Origin of the sequence: Kocuria sp. (assembly GCF_030530945.1) — a bacterium.
Lineage (GTDB): Bacteria > Actinomycetota > Actinomycetes > Actinomycetales > Micrococcaceae > Kocuria.
Window position 1 is genome coordinate 121,672 of the sequence record NZ_JAUMTZ010000002.1, and the last position, 20,127, is coordinate 141,798.

At 72.5% G+C, this 20,127-nt stretch carries 21 protein-coding genes; 1 reads left to right on the plus strand and 20 read right to left on the minus strand.

Features of this window, described 5'->3' with window-relative positions; genetic code table 11:
• Positions 1–167 precede the first annotated feature (167 nt).
• Complete coding sequence (locus tag Q4A22_RS02985) at positions 168–1,430, plus strand: beta-ketoacyl synthase (protein ID WP_303177107.1); 1,263 nt, start codon at positions 168–170, stop codon at positions 1,428–1,430.
• A 198-nt stretch (positions 1,431–1,628) separates the two neighbouring features.
• Here the strand turns inward: Q4A22_RS02985 and Q4A22_RS02990 are convergent, their stop codons facing one another.
• From Q4A22_RS02990 to ftsY, 20 genes are all read right to left on the minus strand, one after another.
• Positions 1,629–2,132: a DUF3145 domain-containing protein gene (locus tag Q4A22_RS02990; RefSeq protein WP_303177108.1), complete on the minus strand. Its 504-nt coding sequence runs from the start codon at positions 2,130–2,132 to the stop codon at positions 1,629–1,631.
• A gap of 200 nt (positions 2,133–2,332) precedes the next feature.
• Positions 2,333–3,550, minus strand: coding sequence for a tyrosine recombinase XerC (locus tag Q4A22_RS02995; RefSeq protein WP_303177109.1), 1,218 nt, complete (start codon positions 3,548–3,550; stop codon positions 2,333–2,335).
• Positions 3,510–4,805 (minus strand): DNA-processing protein DprA, encoded by a 1,296-nt coding sequence (dprA, locus tag Q4A22_RS03000; protein WP_303177111.1) that lies wholly within the window; start codon positions 4,803–4,805, stop codon positions 3,510–3,512. The genes Q4A22_RS02995 and dprA overlap by 41 nt, the downstream gene beginning before the upstream one ends.
• A complete protein-coding gene (locus Q4A22_RS03005) occupies positions 4,802–6,361 on the minus strand; it encodes a YifB family Mg chelatase-like AAA ATPase (RefSeq protein WP_303177112.1) in 1,560 nt (519 codons plus the stop codon). The genes dprA and Q4A22_RS03005 overlap by 4 nt, the downstream gene beginning before the upstream one ends.
• Positions 6,362–6,651: 290 nt before the next feature.
• Positions 6,652–7,626, minus strand: a complete 975-nt coding sequence (locus Q4A22_RS03010) for a hypothetical protein (protein ID WP_303177114.1) — start codon at positions 7,624–7,626, stop codon at positions 6,652–6,654.
• Positions 7,627–7,941: 315 nt separating this feature from the next.
• Positions 7,942–8,370, minus strand: a complete 429-nt coding sequence (locus tag Q4A22_RS03015; protein ID WP_303177116.1) for a YraN family protein — start codon at positions 8,368–8,370, stop codon at positions 7,942–7,944.
• Positions 8,371–8,517: 147 nt separating this feature from the next.
• Positions 8,518–9,411: a ribonuclease HII gene (locus Q4A22_RS03020; protein ID WP_303177118.1), complete on the minus strand. Its 894-nt coding sequence runs from the start codon at positions 9,409–9,411 to the stop codon at positions 8,518–8,520.
• Positions 9,408–10,208 carry a signal peptidase I gene (lepB, locus tag Q4A22_RS03025; RefSeq protein WP_303177119.1) on the minus strand — a complete coding sequence of 267 codons (801 nt, stop codon included), beginning with the start codon at positions 10,206–10,208 and terminating at the stop codon, positions 9,408–9,410. The genes Q4A22_RS03020 and lepB (Q4A22_RS03025) overlap by 4 nt, the downstream gene beginning before the upstream one ends.
• Before the next feature lie 51 nt (positions 10,209–10,259).
• A complete protein-coding gene (gene lepB, locus Q4A22_RS03030) occupies positions 10,260–10,949 on the minus strand; it encodes a signal peptidase I (protein WP_303177121.1) in 690 nt (229 codons plus the stop codon).
• Between the two features lie 10 nt (positions 10,950–10,959).
• On the minus strand, positions 10,960–11,328 hold the full coding sequence (gene rplS, locus Q4A22_RS03035; protein ID WP_303177123.1) for a 50S ribosomal protein L19: 369 nt from the start codon (positions 11,326–11,328) through the stop codon (positions 10,960–10,962).
• Positions 11,329–11,506: 178 nt separating this feature from the next.
• The gene (trmD, locus tag Q4A22_RS03040) at positions 11,507–12,457 is read right to left on the minus strand and encodes a tRNA (guanosine(37)-N1)-methyltransferase TrmD (RefSeq protein WP_303177126.1); all 951 of its coding nucleotides are present in this window, start codon (positions 12,455–12,457) and stop codon (positions 11,507–11,509) included.
• Between the two features lie 3 nt (positions 12,458–12,460).
• On the minus strand, positions 12,461–13,033 hold the full coding sequence (rimM, locus tag Q4A22_RS03045; RefSeq protein ID WP_303177129.1) for a ribosome maturation factor RimM: 573 nt from the start codon (positions 13,031–13,033) through the stop codon (positions 12,461–12,463).
• A gap of 127 nt (positions 13,034–13,160) precedes the next feature.
• On the minus strand, positions 13,161–13,403 hold the full coding sequence (locus Q4A22_RS03050) for an RNA-binding protein (RefSeq protein WP_303177131.1): 243 nt from the start codon (positions 13,401–13,403) through the stop codon (positions 13,161–13,163).
• Positions 13,404–13,405: 2 nt separating this feature from the next.
• Complete coding sequence (gene rpsP / locus Q4A22_RS03055; protein WP_303177133.1) at positions 13,406–13,831, minus strand: 30S ribosomal protein S16; 426 nt, start codon at positions 13,829–13,831, stop codon at positions 13,406–13,408.
• A 182-nt stretch (positions 13,832–14,013) separates the two neighbouring features.
• Complete coding sequence (locus Q4A22_RS03060; protein ID WP_303177134.1) at positions 14,014–14,955, minus strand: hypothetical protein; 942 nt, start codon at positions 14,953–14,955, stop codon at positions 14,014–14,016.
• Complete coding sequence (locus Q4A22_RS03065; RefSeq protein ID WP_303177135.1) at positions 14,952–15,446, minus strand: NUDIX hydrolase; 495 nt, start codon at positions 15,444–15,446, stop codon at positions 14,952–14,954. The genes Q4A22_RS03060 and Q4A22_RS03065 overlap by 4 nt, the downstream gene beginning before the upstream one ends.
• A 6-nt stretch (positions 15,447–15,452) precedes the next feature.
• Entirely contained in the window at positions 15,453–17,024 is a 1,572-nt protein-coding gene (gene ffh / locus Q4A22_RS03070) for a signal recognition particle protein (protein ID WP_303177136.1), read from the minus strand.
• A gap of 109 nt (positions 17,025–17,133) precedes the next feature.
• On the minus strand, positions 17,134–17,472 hold the full coding sequence (locus Q4A22_RS03075; protein ID WP_303177137.1) for a P-II family nitrogen regulator: 339 nt from the start codon (positions 17,470–17,472) through the stop codon (positions 17,134–17,136).
• Positions 17,469–18,785 carry an ammonium transporter gene (locus Q4A22_RS03080; protein ID WP_303177393.1) on the minus strand — a complete coding sequence of 439 codons (1,317 nt, stop codon included), beginning with the start codon at positions 18,783–18,785 and terminating at the stop codon, positions 17,469–17,471. Before Q4A22_RS03080 ends, Q4A22_RS03075 begins: the two co-directional genes overlap by 4 nt.
• Before the next feature lie 215 nt (positions 18,786–19,000).
• Complete coding sequence (gene ftsY, locus Q4A22_RS03085) at positions 19,001–20,119, minus strand: signal recognition particle-docking protein FtsY (protein ID WP_303177138.1); 1,119 nt, start codon at positions 20,117–20,119, stop codon at positions 19,001–19,003.
• Positions 20,120–20,127: the final 8 nt, after the last annotated feature.

Sequence of the window (20,127 nt, forward strand, 5' to 3'; positions counted from 1 at the left end):
GGCGGGCGCGCCGCCAAAAAAACCCCCCCCCCCCGCCCCGGGGGGCGGCGGGGGGGGGGGGGGCCCCCCGCCCGGGGGGGGGGGGGCCCCACCGCCGTCACACCGGACGGTCGCGCGGCAGCGTCCGTCGGAGAACCTGCGATTTCGGACACGAGGAAGTGCACAACATGTCCCGCAAAGTAGTGGTCACCGGTCTCGGTGCCATCACGCCCATCGGCGAGAACGTCCAGGAGACCTGGAAGAGCGCCCTCGCGGGCGTCTCGGGTGTCCACACCCTCACGCAGGACTGGGTGGAGAAGTACGACCTCCCCGTCCGCATCGGCGCCCAGTCGCCCAGGCCCTCCGAGGACGTGGTGTCCCGGGTGCAGGCCAAGCGTCTGGATCCCTCCGGGCAGCTGTCCGTGGCCGCGGCCCGCGAGGCGTGGACGGACGCCGGGTTCTCCGGCCGTGACGCCGACACCAGCGACGAGCTGGACCCCACCCGCGTGGGCGTGGCCTTCGGCACGGGCATCGGCGGCGTCTGGACGCTGCTGGACGCCTGGGACACGCTGCTGGAGAAGGGCCCCCGCCGCGTGAAGCCCATGACCGTTCCCATGCTGATGCCCAACGGCAACGCCTCCTCCGTGAGCATGGAGTTCAAGGCCCGCGCGTGCGCCATCACCCCGGTGTCCGCGTGCGCGTCCGGAACCGAGGCGTTCTACCAGGGTCTCTCCCTGATCCGCGGCGGCAAGGCGGACGTGGTGGTCGTGGGCGGTGCGGAGAGCGCCATCCACCCCATGACCATTGCCGCGTTCAACTCCATGCAGGCGCTGTCCCGCCGCAACGACGAGCCCGAGCGCGCCTCGCGTCCCTTCGACGCGGACCGCGACGGCTTCGTGATGGGCGAGGGGGCGGGCGCTGTGATCCTCGAGTCGGAGGAGCACGCGCGTGCCCGCGGCGCGCGCATCTACGCCGAGCTCGCCGGCGCGGGTCTCACAGCGGACGCGCACCACATCACGGCTCCGGCCACCGGGGACGACGGCGGCCCCGCCCGCGCCCTGCGCGAGGCCATGGTCTCCGGTGACATCGCCCCCTCGGACATCAAGCACGTCAACGCGCACGCCACGTCCACGCCGGTGGGCGACGTCGCCGAGGCCGGTGCCATGCGCGCCGCGTTCGGGGACGCCGTGGACGAGATGGCCGTCTCCGCCACCAAGTCCATGACCGGGCACCTGCTGGGTGGCTCCGGTGCGGTGGAGGGCGTGCTGACGGTGCTGGCGCTGACAGAACGTGTGGCGCCGCGCACCATCAACCTGGAGAATCACGATCCCAGGATCGACCTGGACGTGGTGACCACTCCCCGCGAGCTGCCCTCCGGGGACATGGTGGCGATCTCCAACTCGTTCGGCTTCGGCGGCCACAACTCGGTGGCGGCGTTCCGCTCGCTGTGAGCCGTGCCCGGTGGCGCTGCGCCACGGGAGGCGAACAACGACGGTCCAGCAGGTGAAGAACCCCGGGACACCGTCACGACGGTTTCCCGGGGTTCTCCTGCAGCTCCGCAACGGATTCGGAGTGCTTCTGACAAGGCTCGGGCTGGCACCTGTCTCGGGCCGGGCGCTCCGGCGGGGAGGCTTCGTTCCCCGGCGCCGTCAGCCCACGCGGTGCAGCCAGCGGACGGGGGCGCCCTCCGCGGCGTGCCGGAAGGGTTCCAGCTCCTCGTCCCACGCCTCGCCCAGAGCCAGGGACAGCTCGGCCACCACCGCGGCAGGATCCCCGGCAGAGGCCTCGAAGGCGTAGCGGATCCGGTCCTCGCTCACGCAGATGTTCCCGGCCGCGTCCGTGGTGGCGTGGAAGATCCCCAGGTCCGGGGTGAAGGACCACCGGGAGCCGTCGTGGCCCTGGCTGGCGTTCTCGGTGACCTCGAAGCGCACCCGGCCCAGGGTCCGCAGGGCGGAGGCGAGCAGAGCCCCGGTGCCGGGGCGGCCGGACCACTCCAGCTCGGTGCGCACGCAACCGGGCTGCGCGTTCTGCGGAGTCCACTGAAGATCCGTGCGCCGGTGCGAAACGGATTCCAGGGCCCACTGGATGTGCGGGCACAGCGCCTGCGGTGCCGAGTGCACGTAGAGCACACCCCGCGTGGTGGGTGAAGACATAGCCTGTTCCTCCGTCGTGTAGGTACGTCTTCCCCAACGTCCTGCTCGAAAGGCCCAGGGTGGTCACCCGGCGCTGCTATGCGGTTGTGGTGCGGTGGGTGCGTCCACCGCGGATTCGAGGCCGCGGCGGTGGCCCACCGGCACTCATTGTCCAGGAGGGCCCTCCAGCGGTCAACCCGAGATCACGTGCGCGCCAAATGTCAAGCGCGGGGATGCGCCTGGGAGTATGCGCGCTTGAGACGTTCCACGGACACGTGGGTGTAGATCTGGGTGGTCGCGACCGTCGCGTGGCCCAGCAGCTCCTGGACGCTGCGCAGGTCCGCTCCCCCGTCCAGCAGGTGGGTGGCAGCGCTGTGCCGCAGGCTGTGCGGCCCGCGGGCACTCGTGTCCGGGACCCCCTCGAGTGCCTGCGCCACCACACGCCGCGCCACCCGGGGGTCGATCCGGGCGCCGCGGGCACCGACGAACACGGCGTCCCCGGCCGACGGGGAGACAAGGACCGGACGACGCCGCTCCCACAGGGCCAGTGCCTCTCCCGCGGTGTCGCCGTAGGGCACACGGCGCTGCTTGTTGCCCTTGCCCGTGACGGTGAGGACGTGATCCGCCGCCGCCACCTGGTGCCGGTCCAGCCCGACGAGCTCGCTGATGCGGGCCCCGGTGGCGTACAGCAGCTCCAGCAGCGCCCAGTCCCGGGCGGCGAGCGCGGCGGCCTGCTCGTCCTCATGATCGGCCAGGGCGCGGTCCGCGAGGCCGTTGAGCATGTCGGCGAGTGCGCCGGCCCCCACGATCTCGGGGAGGTGCCGGGCTGGGCGGGGTCCGCTCAGCCCGGCGGCGGGGTCGTGGCGCAGGCCCTGGGTGTCCACGGCCCACCGGAAGAAGGTGTGCACGGCGGCGATGCCGCGGGACACCGAGCTGCGGGCCAGTCCGCGCTGGTGGCGCTGGGCGAGCCAGCCGCGCAGCGCGTCACGGTCCAGAAGGTCCGGGGCCTCGATCCCGTTCTCCCGCATCCACCGCGAGAGGTCCGCCACGTCCGAGGCGTAGGAGCGCACGGTGTTCTCGCTCCGGGAGCGCTCCAGGCTCAGGTGTGCCCGGAACCGAGGGAGCAGGTGGTCCAGCGGACCGGCCGGCTCCCCGGTCTGCTCCCCCGCCCCCTGCGCGACGTCACCACTGTCAGGACGTTCCGCGCCGCCGTGGCTGCCGCCGAACGACGACGCCGCCGCCCCGCCGCCCCACTTCCCGGTCCCGTTCGGGGCACCGTTCGTGGCAGCGTGGCGGTCCTGGGCCCCGGCGGCAGGGACGCCCCGCCCTCGGACACCGCCCGCGCCGCGCTGGGGGCTCCCACTGCGTCCGGCAGCTGGAGGTGCAGGAATCCCGGGGTCAGGGGCGCGCGCCGGGATGACCTCTGATCGTTCGCCCATGCTGGGAGCCTACCCGCCGCCACCCCAGCAGGGAGTCGACCGCCAGCCCCCGGTCCTGCAGGGTCACCAAGCCGGAGAGGACCTCTCCCGGGCTCAGCCCGGACACCCGGCACAGCTGGGACGGGTCGGCGTCGGTGTGCAGGGGCAGGGCGTCGAACAGCCGCAGCAGTGCGGGTCCCAGGTCGTCCTGGGGGCGTCGAGCGGCCTGGGCGGCGGCGCTGCACGGTCCCCGTGCGGCGTCGTTGCCGAGGGGTTCCACCAGTTCGAGGACCTCGGCACCGTTGCTCACGAGCACGGCGTGGTCGTCCCGGATGAGACGGTGGCAGCCCGCCGATCCCCCGACGAGCACGTCACCCGGGACCGCTGCCACGTCCCGGGACAGCACGCCCGCGTGCCGGGCCGTGTTCAGAGCACCGGAACGCCACGCGGCCTCCGTGACCACGGTGGCGCGGGTGAGTGCGGCGATGATCCGGTTGCGCTGCAGGAAGCGGTACCGGGTGGGCGCGCAGCCGAGCGGGACCTCGCTCAGCACCACTCCCCGTTCACTGATCGTGGCCAGCAGCTCCGCATTGGCCGCAGGGTAGAACCTGTCCACACCGCCGGCCAGCACCGCCGCCGTGGGGACGGGCCCCGCATCCGATTCCAGGGCCGCGGCGTGCGCCACGGCGTCGATGCCGTAGGCACCCCCGGAGACCACGCACCACCCGGCCGTCACGAGCTCGCGTGCGATGTCGCGGGTCACCGCCGAGCCGTAGGCACTCGCGTTGCGCGAGCCGACCACGGCCACCCCCTGCCCCAGGTGAGCCAGCGCGTCCCGCCTGCCACGCCCCCACAGCACGACGGGCTGCTGCACCCCGAGGTCTGCCAGCTGAGGGGGCCAGTCGGAATCCTCTGGAACGACGGTCCATGCGCCGAGGCTGCGTGCGTGCCGGGCCTCGACCTCCGGTGCAGGGACGGGCAGCCGGGCCCGCCATGCGGCGAAGCGCCGGTCCAGGTCGGGTGTGCGGGTTCCCGGGGAGAGGTCCTCGGCGGTCTTGCGCAGGAGGGAGCGCAGGGCTGGGGTGGGTGCACTCAGTTCGCAGATGCTGCGCCACAGCATCACGGGACCCAGTCCGTGCAGCAGGAGCAGACCCGCGGTGTCACTGGGCTCGATGAGCCGCGCGAGGCGCACCCGGCACGCCCGCACGGTCTCGAGATCCGCCGCGCCGGGCTCCCCGCCAGGATGGGGCACCCGGGCGTCGTGGTGCGCGCTCATGCCGTCACCGTGGTCTTGAAGTAGAGCGCCAGGCGCACGTGCTCGGGCGTGGGAACCGTGGCCCCGGCGAGGTCCGCGAGCGTCCACGCCACGCGCAGCACCTTCACGAACCCGCGGGCGGTGAGCGTCCTGTTCTCCATCGCCGACTTCAGGGGCGCCACCGCCCGGGCGCCGGGAGAGAGACGCTTGTGCAACAAAGAACCGGGAACCGCCGCGTTCACGCGGCACCCCAGCGACCCCAGCCGTTCCCGCTGGGCGGCACGGGCGACGCACACCCGGCGGGCCACCGTGGCGGTGTCCTCGGGCGGCTCCCCGTGCACGCCGCTCAGCTCCCGGTAGGTCACGGCCGGGACGCGCAGCTGCAGGTCCACCCGGTCCAGCAGTGGCCCGGAGAGCTTGCTGAAGTAGCGACGCCGCTGGATGCCCGTGCAGCTGCACGCCTGCCCCGTGCCACCGGCGTGACCGCACGGGCAGGGATTCGCTGCCAGCACCAGCTGGAAGCGCGCCGGGTAGTGGGCCACCGACTGCGCACGGGCGATGGTCACGGTGCCGGACTCGAGGGGTTGCCGCAGGGCATCCAGCACCCGGCGGTCGAACTCCGGTGCCTCGTCCAGGAAGAGCACCCCGTGGTGCGCGAGTGAGATGGCACCGGGTCGGGGCATCCCGCTCCCGCCGCCGCACAGCGCCGGCATGGTGATGCTGTGGTGCGGTGCCTGGAACGGGGGGCGGCGCAGCAGCACGGACCCGGCGCCGTCGCCGCGCAGGGAGTGGACGGAGGTGGCCTCCAGGGACTCCTCGTCCCCCAGGTCCGGGAGCAGGCCCGGCAGCCGCTCCGCGAGCATCGTCTTGCCCGCGCCCGGCGGGCCCACCATGAGCAGGTGGTGCCCGCCGGCGGCTGCGATCTCGAGTGCCTGGCGTCCCTCCACCTGCCCGACCACCTCCCGCAGGTCGGGTGCAGGGCCGTCCGCGGGACGGTTCTCCCCCGCGGACCCAATCCCCGCGCGGTCCACCGGGGGCCGCGCGGGAACGTGGCCCAGCAGGGCGGGATCCGCACCGAACTCCACGAGCAGCTGCGCCAGGTGCTCCGCAGAACTCACCGAGGCACCCGCCACGAGCTCCGCCTCCGCCCGGTCCGCTCCTGCCACCACGACCCGGGGAAAACCCGCCCGCACGGCCGCGAGCACGGCGGGCAGGACCCCGCGCACCGGGCGCAGTGAGCCGTCCAGGCCGAGCTCGCCGTAGAACACGGTGTCCCGCGGGACCCGTACGATGCCGCGGGCTCCCAGGACCGCCATGACCACCGCGACGTCGAAGTGCGAGCCGCGCTTGGGGAGGGTGGCGGGCGACAGGTTGACCGTGATCTTCTGGGGCGGCAGGGGCGCTCCCGCGTGACGGGCCGCGGAACGGATGCGCTCCCTGGACTCGTTGACCGCCTGGTCCGGCAGCCCGATGATCGTGAACCCGGGCAGGGACTGGCCGATGTCCGCCTCCACGTCCACCACGTGCCCCTCGAGGCCCACCAGTGCAATGCTGCGGCTGCGGGCGAAGCCGCTCACCGCTCACCACCCGCTGCTGTCGGGGCGGATGGCCGTGTCGCGTTCGGACTGGAGATGGTGGAAGTCATGGCCCCACCGTCCCCCCGGCAGGGCCGAACGGGCGAGACGCTGCCACGGATGTGCAGATCGGTCGCCGCGGGGGCCCACGGGCTGGAGCCTGGAGTGACCCGATCCGCACCGCAACGCCACCGTGGCTGCGCACACGGGCACTGGATCAGCGCGGCTGCAACGGTGAAGCCCACCGACGCAGTACCAACGAGGGGAACGTCGAGACGCCCGGGGTGGAGGAGCTACGGGGCGGTCGGCGATGCTGTGGGCACGGGCTCGTCATCGGACTCCGCGGCGGGTCTCGCCACGGACGGAGCCGTGACGGCAGACCCGAGGGCCGCCACCCCTGGGGCCGCGGGGGCCGGGTCTGCCTCACGCGGGACTGACGGATCCGGAACCACCGGGTCCAGAACGACCGGATCCGGCACCACGGGCTGCGGGACCACGGGGTCCGGCACCACCGGCTCGGGAACGACCGGTTTGGGTGCCACGGGGTCCTCGGGCCGAGCGGGGGACGTGGGGGTAGGACTCGTGGAGGGCTGCGGGTCCTCGCCCGGGAGGGGATTGTCCGGGGGCACCTCCTGCCCCGGTGCCGGGGTCGCACCGGCACCGGACCCCCCGGTGCCGTCGCGCTCCGAGGCGTCCGGGGAACCAGAGCCCGAGGCGGAGTCCTCGGCCTCCCGGGGGTGCACCTGGACCGGTGCGACCTCCCGGTCCCCGATGAGCGGGACGATCTCCAGGCTCGCGAAGTCCCGCGGAACGGCGGAGATGTCCCCGATGAGGATGTTGCGGCCCTTCTCCCCCACGGCGATGTCGCCCACGGCCCGGCTCGCGGCGTCGTCGAGACGGCGGACGAGGTCCTGCGCGGTGCGGGCATCCAGGGAGGTGCCGTCCTTGGCGCGGTGGGTGTCCCCGGACGCGCGCGGGTACCACCGTTTGAGCGCGCGGGCAGGGTGCTCGAGCTGGTAGGTGGCGCCGTCCCGAGCCGTGAGGACGAGTCGGCTCACGGACACGGGTGACTGTCCGTGGCTGTTGTCGATGTCAACGGTGGCATAGGTGGCCCGCGGGACCCGGGCGTCCTGACGCAGACGCTCCAGGGAGTCGTCGGGAATGCGGGTCGCGGGCACGGTGACGGCCACGGTGGCCCCGTTGGGCAGGTCGGCGTGGAAGGTTCCGGGGTGCAGGCTCTCCCGGGAGGAGGCACTGGATGCACTCACGGAGGGCGACACTTCCGGCCCGGAGGACTCGTGCGAGCACCCCACCAGGCACGCGACTGCGGCCACCGACAGTGCGGTGACAGACAGCACGCGCGATGACAACGCCCCGGACTCCATGTGATCCCCCGTTCACCGGCCACGGTGGACCGCTCGCAAAACACCGTGGCACGACATCGGGCAAAATCCCAATCATGTCACCGCGGTGCGCAACATGAGCCCCCCGTGGCGAGAGGTCCCGGTCACGGACGAGTGCTCCGGTGGTCGCACTGCATCCCAGCGACGCACCCGCTGAGCAGCAGGGCCGGGGGCCGCACCTCACGGCCACCCGAGGGACCCCACGTGCTCCACACGGGGCGAACGGCCGCGGGGCCAGTGCACAGCCACCACGTCCACGCCAGGCACGCGGTCCTCGTGGTGCTCCCGCGCCCACGCACCCGCCAGCAGGTGGAGCCGCCGCAGCTTCTCCGGGCCCACGGCCTCGAAGGGGTGTCCGTGGTCGCTGCCGGAGCGTGTCTTGACCTCGAACACCGTCACCCGGCCCTGCCGCTCGGCCACGATGTCGAGCTCGCCGCGCGGCGCGTTCCGCCCACGGGCCGGGCGCCAGTTGCGGTCCCGGACCGTCCAGCCGGAGCGATCCAGCAGCTGCGCGATCAGCTCCTCCCCCGCGCGGCCCACGCTCACGCGTTCCGATGCAGTGCGGGCGGCCGGAGACGGGTTGCCACGGGGTGTGGTGGGTGCGCTCATGGACCCACTGTGGTCTCCGGGCCGCTCGGGTCCCGCCGTCCCGACCACATGTGCAGTGCGGATGCCGCGCACCCGAGAGGTCGGGCCTCCCCCGGCTCCAGGGGTGTCGAGGCGGTGCCCGCTCCCGTCGACCGAGGCGCCGGTGGCTCAGACCACGCCCGGTCCGAGGTTCCAGCTGCGCCGGTGGTGCTCCGTGGCCCCGTGGACCAGCAGGGCGTCACGGTGGGTGGCGCTGCCGTACCCCTTGTTGGCCTCCCAGGCGTACTGCGGGTGGTCACGCGCGAGGTCTGTCATCAGCGCGTCACGCTCCACCTTCGCGAGGATCGACGCCGCCGCCACGCTGACGCACTGCGCGTCCGCCTTCACCAGCGTGCGCACCACTGGCGGCAGCTCGGTGGGGTCCGCCTCCTGGCCCAGCACGGGTGCCGCCGCGAGCCAGTTGTGCGAGCCGTCGAGGATCAGCGCATCCACGGGCACGCCCTGCCGCCGCACGCCCGCCAGTGCGCGCAGTCCCGCCAGGCGCAGCGCGGCGGTGATTCCGAGGGCGTCGATCTCCCCGGGGGCGGCGTGGCCGACGGCGGTGGCCGCCGTCCACCCGGGAATTGCAGCGGCGAGGGCTTCGCGCCGCGCGGGGCTCAGTGCCTTCGAGTCCCGTACACCGTCCCACGGCGACGACGCCGCCCGCGGACTCCGTGCCGAGCGCCGCCCGCCCGTGGTGGATGCTGCCGACAGCCCTCGGGGCGCAGAGGCCGCGGGAAGGCCCGGCGGCGTCGTCCGCGCCGCGGCCTCGGACACACTCGCCGCCGAGGTGGAAGCCCCGGCGGCGGTGACTCTGCCCTCGAGGGCGGGTGAGTTCGGGGGTTCCGCCGAGGGGCGGGCTCCGAGCAGTGCAGGAACGTCGAGCACCACCACTCCCACGCTCGCCGGGCCCGCCAGGGCCCCGCGGCCCACCTCGTCCATCCCGGCGACGAGGCGCGCACCGTTGCGGGCCAGCTCGGTCTCCAGGCGGAGATCCGGTGCCGCGGCGCGGACGGAGCTCACGAGCCGCTGGGGGCGGGAACGCTCCGGAAGACGTCCTCGGGGTTGTGGATCCAGTGGAAGCGACTCAGCGGCCAGGCGGTCACGAACGCGGTTCCCACCACGTCGTCCTCGCTGACGAACTCGGTGCCGGTGCCGATGTGGTAGCGGGAGTCCGCCGAGGCGTTGCGGTGGTCGCCCATGACGAAGAACTTGCCCTCGGGCACGGTCACGTCGAAGGGGAAGTCGGAGGGCGCCGCGCCCGGGTAGAGGTACGGCTCGTCGAGCTCCTTGCCGTTCACCGTGACCTTCCCGGCGGGGCTGCAGCACGCCACGTGGTCCCCGCCCACACCGATGACGCGTTTCACGAGAGCCTGCTGGCTGCTGTCCGGGAGGAGCCCCACGAACTCCAGGCCCTGCCGCACGGGGTTGGCGCGTGTGGCGGGGGCCTCCGGCAGCCACCCCTGGGTGTCGTCGAAGACCACGATGTCACCGCGGTCGATGTGTCCCGTGCGGGCACCCAGGACGTTCACGAAGATCCGGTCGTCGAGCTCCAGGGTCTGCTCCATGGAGCCGGAGGGGATGTAGTAGCCGCGGACCAGGAAGGTCTTGGCGACGAACGCGATGAGCAGCGCGAGCACCACCACGACCGCGATCTCGCGGATGGCACCCCAGCCGCCCGAGGAGCGGGAGGTCCTGCGGCCGCGGCCGCGCCGGGCGCGTCCCGGTTCCCGGGTGTCCTGGCCCGCGGACGACCGCCCGCCGGAGGTGCCGTCCGTGCCCGGGGCGCCTGGGGCGCCCGCTCCGTGCTGCTCAGCCACTGCGCGTTCCTCTTCTCTCTCCCGACGAAACCGGCGAACCGGTGGGGACCGTCAGCCCTGGAGGGACCGGGCCCGGTCCAGGGGCCACACGATGCGCTCGGCGGTGCCCACGATGCGATCCGTGCGGATCAGGCCGCCACCCGGACCCCCGAGCAGCGAACGCGAGTCCACGGAGACGCTGCGGTGGTCTCCCATGAGCCACACGCGCCCCTCGGGCACGTGCACCGTGAACGGGATGTCCGACGGCGCATCACCAGGGTAGACGTACTCCTCGTGCTGGGGCTGACCGTTGACCGTGAGCAGACCGTCGGAGGTGCAGCAGGAGACGTCGTCCCCCGCCACGGCCACGACCCGCTTGACGTAGGCGGTGTCCGAACCGGCCAGGCCCGTCCAGCGCCCGAGCGTGTGCAGCGCCTGCCGGTACCAGGGATCGGTGGAGTGCAACGGGTCCAGGGAGCCGCGGCCGTCGAAGACCACGAGCTCGCCGCGCCGCAGGCGGTCCTGCGGGGCGAGCTTGTCCACCAGGACACGGTCCCCGCCCTCGAGCGTGGGCTCCATGGAGCCGGAGCCCACCCAGTACACGTCCAGGACGAGTCCGCGGACCAGGACCGTGAGCACGAGTGCCGCGAGCAGGGCGACTGCCACCACCCGAACCCACCAGCGGCGGGTGGAAACGGGCCTTCTCACGGCGGAGGACCCGGCAGCTGCCGGGCCCTCCGCGTGTTCCGTGTGCTGTGGCACCCGGTGAGTCTTACTTGCTCTTGCCCGATGCGCTCGACTCGCGCTTCTCGCGGATGCGAGCAGCCTTGCCGTGACGGTCGCGCATGTAGTACAGCTTCGCGCGGCGGACGTCGCCGCGGCTCACGAGCTCGATCTTGTCGATGATCGGGGAGTGCACCGGGAAGGTGCGCTCCACGCCCACGCCGAAGCTGACCTTGCGGACCGTGAAGGTCTCGCGGACGCCGGAGCCCTGACGGCCCATGACGAAGCCCTTGAACACCTGGACACGGGAGCGGTTGCCCTCCACGATGTTCACGTGCACGTTGAGGGTGTCGCCGGGGCGGAAGTCGGGGACGTCGTCCCGCAGGGACTTGGCATCGAGCTGGTCGAGAATGTTCATGATGTGACTCCTCGTGATCGCCGCAGGTCTCTCACGTGTGGTTCGCGCGCCACCCCGCTCGGGGGTGCCGACGCTCCAGGGTCCGGGGCGGATCATGTGGTGGCCGTCCCGGGTGGTGCGCCGTTGGTCGCTCTCCCCCCTGCGGCAGGGGCGTGCCCGACGCACACACAGCCGTTCATTATGCCATATCGGCGGTCCCTCCGGCGCTGTCCGGGGCGGAGGCGCGGTGCCAGGACTGCCCGTCGGGGTGGAAGCCCTCCGCGGCCAGCACGGCCAGGTCCGCGCGGTCCAGGGTGCGGGGATCCAGGGTCAGGACCATGTCGGGGCGGCGGCGCGCCGTGCGCGTGAGCTGCTGGTCCCGCCGCCACCGCGCGATCCGTCCGTGGTGCCCGGAGAGCAGGGTCTCGGGAACCTCGCGGTCCCGCCACACGGCGGGCTTGGTGTACACGGGGTACTCGAGCAGACCCCCCGTGTGCGACTCCTCGGCGAGCGACTCGGGGTTTCCTATCACCCCCGGGATCAGCCGGGTGACGGCCTCGACCATGGCGAGCACCGCCACCTCCCCGCCGTTGAGCACGTAGTCCCCCAGGCTCAGCGGGCGCACGCGCACCTCGTTCCGGGCCCAGTCCACGAAGCGCTCGTCGATCCCCTCGTAGCGCCCGCACGCGAAGACCAGGTGCTCCTCGGCCGCCAGCTCGTAGGCCACCTCCTGCGTGAACACCTCCCCCGCCGGGGACGGCACCACGAGCACAGGTCGCGACGACGCCGCGGGCCCGGGTGCCGCGCCCGCCTCCGGGAGGGCACGGGCGGCGTCGTCCGCGGGAGTCCGGTCCGCGGGGACGGCGGACGCGGCAGTGCTGCCGCCCGCCCCGCTCTCGGGTGACGCGGTGTCGACGGCGCCGGCGCGCACCACGGACTCCAGGGCCTGCGCCCAGGGCTCGGGCTTCATGACCATGCCCGCGCCGCCCCCGTAGGGGGTGTCGTCCACGGTGCGGTGCCGGTCCGTGGCGAAGGCGCGCGGGTCGGTGACCTGCAGCTGGAGCAGTCCGTCCGTGACGGCCTTGCCGATCAGGGACAGCCGCAGCGGCTCGAGGTACTCGGGGAAGATGCTCAGGACGTCGATGCGCACGGCTCAGGAGTCCTCGCGCAGCTCGAGGAGCCCGGGGGGCGGGGTGACCAGCACGAGGCCGCGCTCCAGGTCCACCTCCGGCACGATCTCCTCCACGAACGGGATGAGCAGCGGCTGACCGCCGCCCTCGGGCGTGAGCTCCAGCAGGTCCTGGGCCCGGCCCTGGATGAGCGCCTTCACCGTGCCGATCCGCGCCTCACCACGGGTGAGGTCCACGGCGGTGAGCCCCAGCAGGTCGTCCTGGTGCCACTCGTCGTCGTCGAGCGGCAGGTCCGCCACCTCCGCGAACAGCTCCGCGCCTCGGGCGGCCTCCGCAGTGTTGCGGTCCGTGAGCTCCTCGAAGCGCGCCACGAGCACGGACTTGTTCCAGCGCGCCCCCACGACCGTGAGGGAGTCCAGCCGCAGCGGCTCGGGGCGCGAGCCCTGTCCGGGGGTCTGCGCCGGTCCGCGACCCGGGTGCACACTCAGCACGGAGCCGGGGGCGAACCGCGCCTGCGGATCGTCCGTGAACAGCTCCACGGTCACTTCACCCCGCACACCGTGCGGCTTGCCGATTCGGGCGACCCGAACGCTCATGGCATCTCCTCGAGGTCCTTCGTAGTGTCTGGCTGCTCGCGGCCCGTGACCGGGGGCCGCCCCGGACGCACACGGCCCCCGTTCCTCACCGGGGAGGAACGGGGGCCGTGTGCGCTGCGGTGTCCGCTCAGCGACGCCGGTCGGTGTCGACCACGTCCACGCGGACGTTCTCGCCGGAAGCCAGTGCCGAGACCACGGTGCGCAGGGCCTTGGCCGTGCGTCCCGAGCGTCCGATCACGCGACCCAGGTCATCCGGGTGCACGCGCACGTCGAGCGTCTCCCCGCGACGGTTGTCGCGGGAACGCACCGAGACGTCCTCGGGGTTGTCCACGATGCCGCGGACGAGGTGCTCGAGGGCTTCGGCGAGCATGCTCACTCCGCCTTCTCGGCGTCCTCAGCGGGAGCGGCGTCCTCGGCAGGAGCCTCCTCGACCTTCTCGGTCTTGGGGGTGATGGCCTCGGGGATGATCACGGAGCCGTTGTCCGGAGCCACGAACTCCTTCTTGGCCTCGGGCTGCTTCAGGGTGCCCTCGGCGCCCGGCTCACCCTTGAACTTCTGCCAGTCACCGGTGATCTTCATGAGAGCCAGCACGGCCTCGGAGGGCTGTGCGCCCACGCCGAGCCAGTACTGCACGCGGTCGGAGACCAGGTTGATGTACGAGGGGTGCTCGGTGGGCTGGTAGACCCCGACCTCTTCGATCACGCGACCGTCGCGCTTCTTGCGGGAGTCCACGACCACCACGCGGTAGCGGGGATCGCGGATCTTGCCCATACGCTTGAGACGAATCTTGACTGCCACTTGTGTGGTTACTCCTGTTTCGAATGGAATCGGTCACCGCACACACCAGCCCGTGGGGCGGGCAGCACGTGGGTTTCCTGTGGACACGAGGACACGCACGGTGAGAGGGTCCGCACGGCTCGAGTACCCCTCCATTGTGCCACAGCTGTCAAACAGCGCGGCCCGGGGCGCGGCGGGTGGCCTCAGCGGCTGCGGCGGGCGCGGACGGAGGCCCACAGTGCCGCCTGCACCGCGGCGTCGGAGAGCATCAGCGCAGATGCTGAGCCGAGGAGCCTCGCTCCCCTGCCCCCGCGCGCGGCGAGCCCGGCGAGGCCTGCACCCAGTGCCAGTTCCGCACCGCCCACGGCCAGCAGCAGGGACGGGCGGCGGACGTACGCGCGCTGGATGCGGGAGAGCACGTCCGTGCCGCTCGGCTCCACGCTCGCCGAGTCCAGCAGGGACAGGCCCGTGGGGCGCGGGGTGAACTCCGCCACGCCGTCGAGCTCGGACAGCTCCCGCTGCCCCTCCACGATCTTCGCCGCCACGGGCGGCAGCCCCAGCAGCTGGACCACGGACTCCAGCAGCAGCGCCGAGCTCGCGGAGCGGGCGTAGTTCTCGAGCCGGGCGGCGGCCGCCGGGTCCAGGTCGCACAGCGACGCGATCGAGGCGACCGCGGCCTCCGTCGCGGCGTCGGCACCCTCGGTCCCGACCGCGGCGGGCGCCTGGGCCGCGGGAGCCGACGCCGCGGCGTCGCCCTCCGCCGGCGCCGCCGGGGTGAGGTCGGAAGACTCCGCCACCAGCTCGGCCACGGAGCCCTCGTGGACCGGGGCCCAGTGCAGCGTGGTGCTCCGTGCGAGCTCCGCGAACTGCTCGCCCCAGTCCCTGCCCCCGTCCAGGGAGGCGACGGGCGGGTAGACCCGCAGGCTGCGGGCGCTGCCGTCCGAGTAGAGCTCCACCGCGATGCTGCGCGGGTCCCCGGCGGCCGCGAGCGCGGCGGGGTCCGTGCCCTCGGGCAGGACCACGGTGGACCAGCCCTCGCGGGCCACGGCGGTGAAGCCCGTGCCGAGCGCTGTGGCGACGAAGGGCAGCTGCGGTGCGTCCGCGCGGACGAGCACCACGGAGCGCGGTGCCGGCAGCTCGCTCATGCGCGGGACCCCCCATGGAGCACCCGTTCCACCACGGAGCCGGACTCCAGAGCGGCCACGGCCGCGCGGATGTGCTCGGCCATGGAGTGGTTCATGACGGTCTCCAGCTCCTCGGGGGCCACCCACCGGTAGGAGAGCAGCTCCTCCTCCTGCACGGTGATGGGGGTGTCCGCCGGGATCGTGCCGCCGTCGTAGAGGAAGGACACGGAGTCTCCCCACATGCCCATGCCCAGCCCGTGGCTCACGGCGATCAGACGTCCCTCCGGCAGGTGCAGACCCACCTCCTCCACGACCTCGCGGAAGCAGCCGGTGCGGGGGTCCTCCCCCGCCTCCACGGTGCCGCCGGGCAGGGTCCAGCCGTCCTTGTAGTTGGGCTCCACCGCGAGCACACGCCCGTTCTCGTCGCGGATCACCGCCGCGGAGGCCAGCCGCCGGGTGGGCAGCGTGGCGATGAACTCGCGCAGCTCGTCGTCGGGGAGGTATGAACCCATGATCGCCTACTTTCCGAGGAACTTCTCGAAACCCTTGGGCAGGTTCAGCGACTCGACGTCCAGGTCCGTCTCCTGGGCGCCGAACGCGCTGCCCTTCGCGGCCGGCTTCTGCCCGGCGGCGAGCGCGGCCTGCTCCTGCGCGCGCTTGGCCGGGTTGCCGGAGCGGGAGCCCTTCTTCTTGGCCTTGCCCTTCTTGGACGCGCCGCCACCGGCGCCGCCCATCCCGGGGATGCCTCCGGGCATGCCCGGCACACCCTTGCCCTGCGCCAGGCGCTTCATCATCTTCTGGGCCTGGGCGAAACGCTCCATGAGCTGGTTGACCTCGGACACCGAGACGCCCGAGCCGCGGGCGATGCGCGCGCGACGGGAGCCGTTGATGATCTTCGGGGCCACGCGCTCGTGCGGGGTCATGGAGCGCACGATGGCCTCCACGCGGTCGATCTCCCGCTCGTCGAAGTTCTCCAGCTGCTCCCGCATCCCGGCGGCACCGGGCATCATGGCGAGCATCTTCTTCATGGAGCCCATCTTGCGCAGCTGCTGCATCTGCGCCAGGAAGTCCTCGAAGGTGAAGTCCTCCTGGTCGGTGAACTTCTTGGCCATCCGCTCGGCCTCGGTCTTGTCCCACTGCCGCTCGGCCTGCTCGATGAGCGTGAGGACGTCGCCCATGTCCAGGATGCGCGAGGCCATGCGGTCGGGGTGGAACTGCTCGAAGTCGTCCACACCCTCGCCGGTGGAGGCGAACATGATGGGCTTGCCGGTCACCGCGCGCACGGACAGGGCGGCACCGCCGCGGGCGTCGCCGTCGAGCTTGGAGAGCACCACGCCGGTGAAGTCCACGCCCTCGTCGAACGCCTTGGCGGTGTTCACGGCGTCCTGGCCGATCATCGCGTCGATCACGAACAGGACCTCGTCCGGGTCCACCGCGTCGCGGATGTCCCGGGCCTGGTTCATCAGGGCCTGGTCGATGCCCAGGCGTCCGGCGGTGTCCACGATCACCACGTCGTGCAGCTTGGAGCGGGCGTAGTCCACGCCGTCCCGCGCCACCTTCACGGGATCGCCCGTGGGGTCGTCGAACTCGGAGGTGGCACCGGGCTCCGGCGCGAAGACGGGCACACCGGCGCGGCGGCCCACCACCTGCAGCTGGGTCACGGCGTTGGGGCGCTGGAGGTCGGAGGCCACCAGGACGGGCTTGTGGCCCTGGTCCGTGAGCCACTTGCCGAGCTTGCCCGCCAGGGTGGTCTTGCCCGCACCCTGCAGGCCCGCGAGCATGATGACCGTGGGCCCGGTCTTGGCCAGGTTGATCCGCCGGGTCTCCCCGCCGAGGATGTTCTGCAGCTCCTCGTTGACGATCTTCACGACCTGCTGGCCCGGGTTCAGCGCCTCGGAGACCTCCGCGCCGAGCGCGCGCTCCTTGATGACGGCCGTGAACTCCCGGACCACGGGCACGGCGACGTCCGCCTCGAGCAGGGCCCTGCGGATCTCGCGCACGGTGGCGTCGACGTCCGCCTCCGAGAGCCTGCCCTTGCCGCGCAGGTTCTTGAAGGTCGCTGTGAGCCGGTCGGACAGTGAATTGAACACGGGGTGGTCGCTGCTTTCGTCGGACGACGGGTGAATTCAGTGTCCCAGGTTAGCAAGCGATGCCGGGGCCCGGCTCACCCCGGGCGGGGTGGACCGGGCCCCGCGGGGGTCACAGCGCGACGCCGTCCCGCTCCCCCGTGCTCACGCGCACCGCGGACTCCACGGGGGTGATCCACACCTTCCCGTCCCCGGGCTCACCGGTGCGTGCGGCCTCGACGACCACGGCCACGACATCCTGGGCCTGGTGGTCCTCCACGACCGTCTCGATGCGCACCTTCTCCAGCAGGTCCACGGTGTACTCCGCACCGCGGTAGACCTCCCGGTGCCCGCGCTGGCGGCCGTAGCCGTGGACGGTCAGCACGGTCATGCCCTGCACGCCGTGGGTCTCCAGGGCGTCCTTGACGTCGCTGAACTTCTCGGGTCGCACCACTGCGGTGACGAGTTTCACTGGTCGTGTCCTTTCGTGACGGGAACGGGTGCCTCGGCGGTGCCGGGCAGGGGCCGCTGCGGGGCGTGGCCCGCGAAGTAGCCCGTGGCCTCGTCCTTCAGGGAGTAGGCCGACTCGGCGTGCTGGGTGAGGTCCACGCCGATGACCTCGTCCCGCCGGGTGATCCGCAGCCCCATGGTGGCCTTGAGCACCAGCCCGATCACCAGGGTCAGCACCCCCGTGTAGAGGACCACGAAGACCGTGGCGGCGAGCTGGGTGCCCAGGAGGGACCACCCGCCACCGTAGAGGACCCCGGCGCGGCCCTCGGACGGGATGGCCAGGAACCCCAGCGCCACGGTGCCCACCAGCCCGGAGACCAGGTGCACGCCGCACACGTCCAGCGAGTCGTCCAGGTGGATGCGGTACTTGAACCCGACCGCGAGCGCGGAGCACACGCCCGCCACCGCGGAGAGCACGATCGCTCCCACGGGTGTCACGTTCGCGCACGCCGGGGTGATGGCCACCAGACCCGCGACGAGGCCCGACGCCGCGCCCAGCGACGTCGCGTGCCCGTCCCGGATGCGCTCGGTCAGCAGCCAAGCAAGCATCGCCGCGGCCGGGGCCACGAGGGTGTTGGTCCAGATCAGCGCGGCCTGCTCCACCGTGGTGGCGGCCCCGGCGTTGAAGCCGAACCAGCCGAACCAGAGGATGGCGGAGCCGAGCATCACGAGCGGCAGGTTGTGGGGGCGCTGGCCGGAGTCCTGGCCGAACCCGCGGCGGGCGCCGATGAGCAGGATGAGCACCAGCGCGGCCACACCGGCGTTGATGTGCACCGCCAGACCACCCGCGAAGTCGATGGGCTCACCGAAGACCTTCCCCAGCGCACCGTTCTCCGAGAACAGGCCGTCGCCCCACACCATGTACGCCAGCGGGAAGTAGACCAGGGTGACCCACACGAGGGTGAACGCCACCCACGTGCCGAAGCGGGTGCGGTCCGCGATGGCACCGGAAATCAGCGCCACGGTGATGATCGCGAATGTCACGGAGAAGTCCGAGCTCAGCAGGTCCTCCGTGCCCAGCAGCCCGTGCAGCCCCGCGTGGGCGAAGGGATTGGCGGTGACACCCCCCAGCACCGGGTCCCCGCTGAGCATCGAGGCGCCCCACAGCACCCACACGACCCCCACCACACCGAGCGCCACGAAGCTCATCATCATCATGTTCAGCACACCCTTGGCGCGGGTCATGCCCCCGTAGAACAGTGCGAGGCCGGGGGTCATGAACAGCACCAGCCCCGCCGCCACCACGGTCCACACGTGTCCGGCGGTCAGCTCCACCCGGATCACCCCTGTCCCTCGTCGTCGTCCGGCGCATCCCTTGCGCCGCGTGCTCCCCAGTCAACGGGGCGGGTGTTACCGGCGGGGCCGCGCATTCGTGACGGACGTGTTTCATCTGCCGGGCCCGTGTGACGGGTGCGTTAACTCCGGCCGGGAACGGGAACGGCGCCCGCCCCCGGGTGCGGGAGCGGGCGCCGTCGGACGCGTGGCGGGTGTCAGTCGATGATCGCGTCCACGAACTGCTCGGCGTCGAAGGGGGCGAGGTCGTCGGGGCCCTCCCCCAGGCCGATCAGCTTGACGGGCACGCCGAGCCCGCGCTGGATGGCCACCACGATCCCGCCCTTGGCGGTGCCGTCCAGCTTGGTGAGCACGATGCCCGTAATGTCCACGGCCTCGGCGAAGACCCGCGCCTGGGTCATGCCGTTCTGGCCCGTGGTGGCGTCGATGACGAGCAGCACCTCGTCCACGGCGGCGGCCTTCTCGATCACGCGCTTGACCTTGCCCAGCTGGTCCATCAGCCCGGCCTTGTTCTGCAGCCGACCGGCGGTGTCCACGAGGACCACGTCCGCCTCCTGCTCGATCCCGGCCTTGACGGCGTCGTACGCGACCGACGCCGGGTCCGCGCCCTCCTGCTCGGAGCGCACCGTGGGCACGCCCACCCGCGCCCCCCAGGTCTCGAGCTGGTCCGCCGCGGCGGCGCGGAACGTGTCCGCGGCGCCGAGCAGCACGTCCTTGTCCTCGGCCACGAGCACGCGCGCGAGCTTGCCCACCGTGGTGGTCTTGCCCACGCCGTTCACGCCCACCACGAGCACCACGGCGGGCTTGCCCGGGGTGGCCTGCGTGCGCACCGAACGGTCCAGGGTGGGGTCCACGAGCGCGAGCATCTCCTCGCGCAGCAGGGACTTCAGCTCGGCCGGATCCCTGGTGCCCTCCACGCGCACGCGCTTCTTCAGGTTCTCCACGAGCTCCAGCGAGGCCTCCGTGCCGAGGTCCGCCATCAGCAGGGTGTCCTCGATCTCGTCCCAGGTGTCCTGGTCGATGCGCTCACGCGACAGCAGCACCAGCAGGCCCTTGCCGAGCATCGAGTTGGACTTGGCGAGGCGGCCCCGCAGCCGGGCCAGGCGCCCGCGCGCGGACTCGGGGCGCTCCAGGGTGCTGACCGGACGGTCCTCGAGCGCGGTGTCCCCGGAGACCTCCGGGATGTCGTCCAGGTCCCGGGTGTCCGCGTACCCGCCCCGCGGCGCCTTGGGCCGGCGCAGCAGCAGCACACCCGCGACCACGAGCACGACCACCACCGCCGCGGCAATCAGTATCCACATCAGTTCAGGAGTCATCACCCGTC

Coding starts and splice junctions, on each gene's coding strand:
- Q4A22_RS03015 (WP_303177116.1), bottom strand. CDS start 8,370: ATGAGCGCACCCACCACACCCCGTGGCAACCCGTCTCCGGCCGCCCGC.
- ftsY (WP_303177138.1), bottom strand. CDS start 20,119: ATGACTCCTGAACTGATGTGGATACTGATTGCCGCGGCGGTGGTGGTC.
- dprA (WP_303177111.1), bottom strand. CDS start 4,805: ATGAGCGCGCACCACGACGCCCGGGTGCCCCATCCTGGCGGGGAGCCC.
- Q4A22_RS03060 (WP_303177134.1), bottom strand. CDS start 14,955: ATGAGCGAGCTGCCGGCACCGCGCTCCGTGGTGCTCGTCCGCGCGGAC.
- Q4A22_RS03065 (WP_303177135.1), bottom strand. CDS start 15,446: ATGGGTTCATACCTCCCCGACGACGAGCTGCGCGAGTTCATCGCCACG.
- Q4A22_RS02995 (WP_303177109.1), bottom strand. CDS start 3,550: ATGGGCGAACGATCAGAGGTCATCCCGGCGCGCGCCCCTGACCCCGGG.
- rimM (WP_303177129.1), bottom strand. CDS start 13,033: ATGAGCGTTCGGGTCGCCCGAATCGGCAAGCCGCACGGTGTGCGGGGT.
- Q4A22_RS02990 (WP_303177108.1), bottom strand. CDS start 2,132: ATGTCTTCACCCACCACGCGGGGTGTGCTCTACGTGCACTCGGCACCG.
- rplS (WP_303177123.1), bottom strand. CDS start 11,328: ATGAACATTCTCGACCAGCTCGATGCCAAGTCCCTGCGGGACGACGTC.
- Q4A22_RS02985 (WP_303177107.1), top strand. CDS start 168: ATGTCCCGCAAAGTAGTGGTCACCGGTCTCGGTGCCATCACGCCCATC.
- Q4A22_RS03050 (WP_303177131.1), bottom strand. CDS start 13,403: ATGCTCGCCGAAGCCCTCGAGCACCTCGTCCGCGGCATCGTGGACAAC.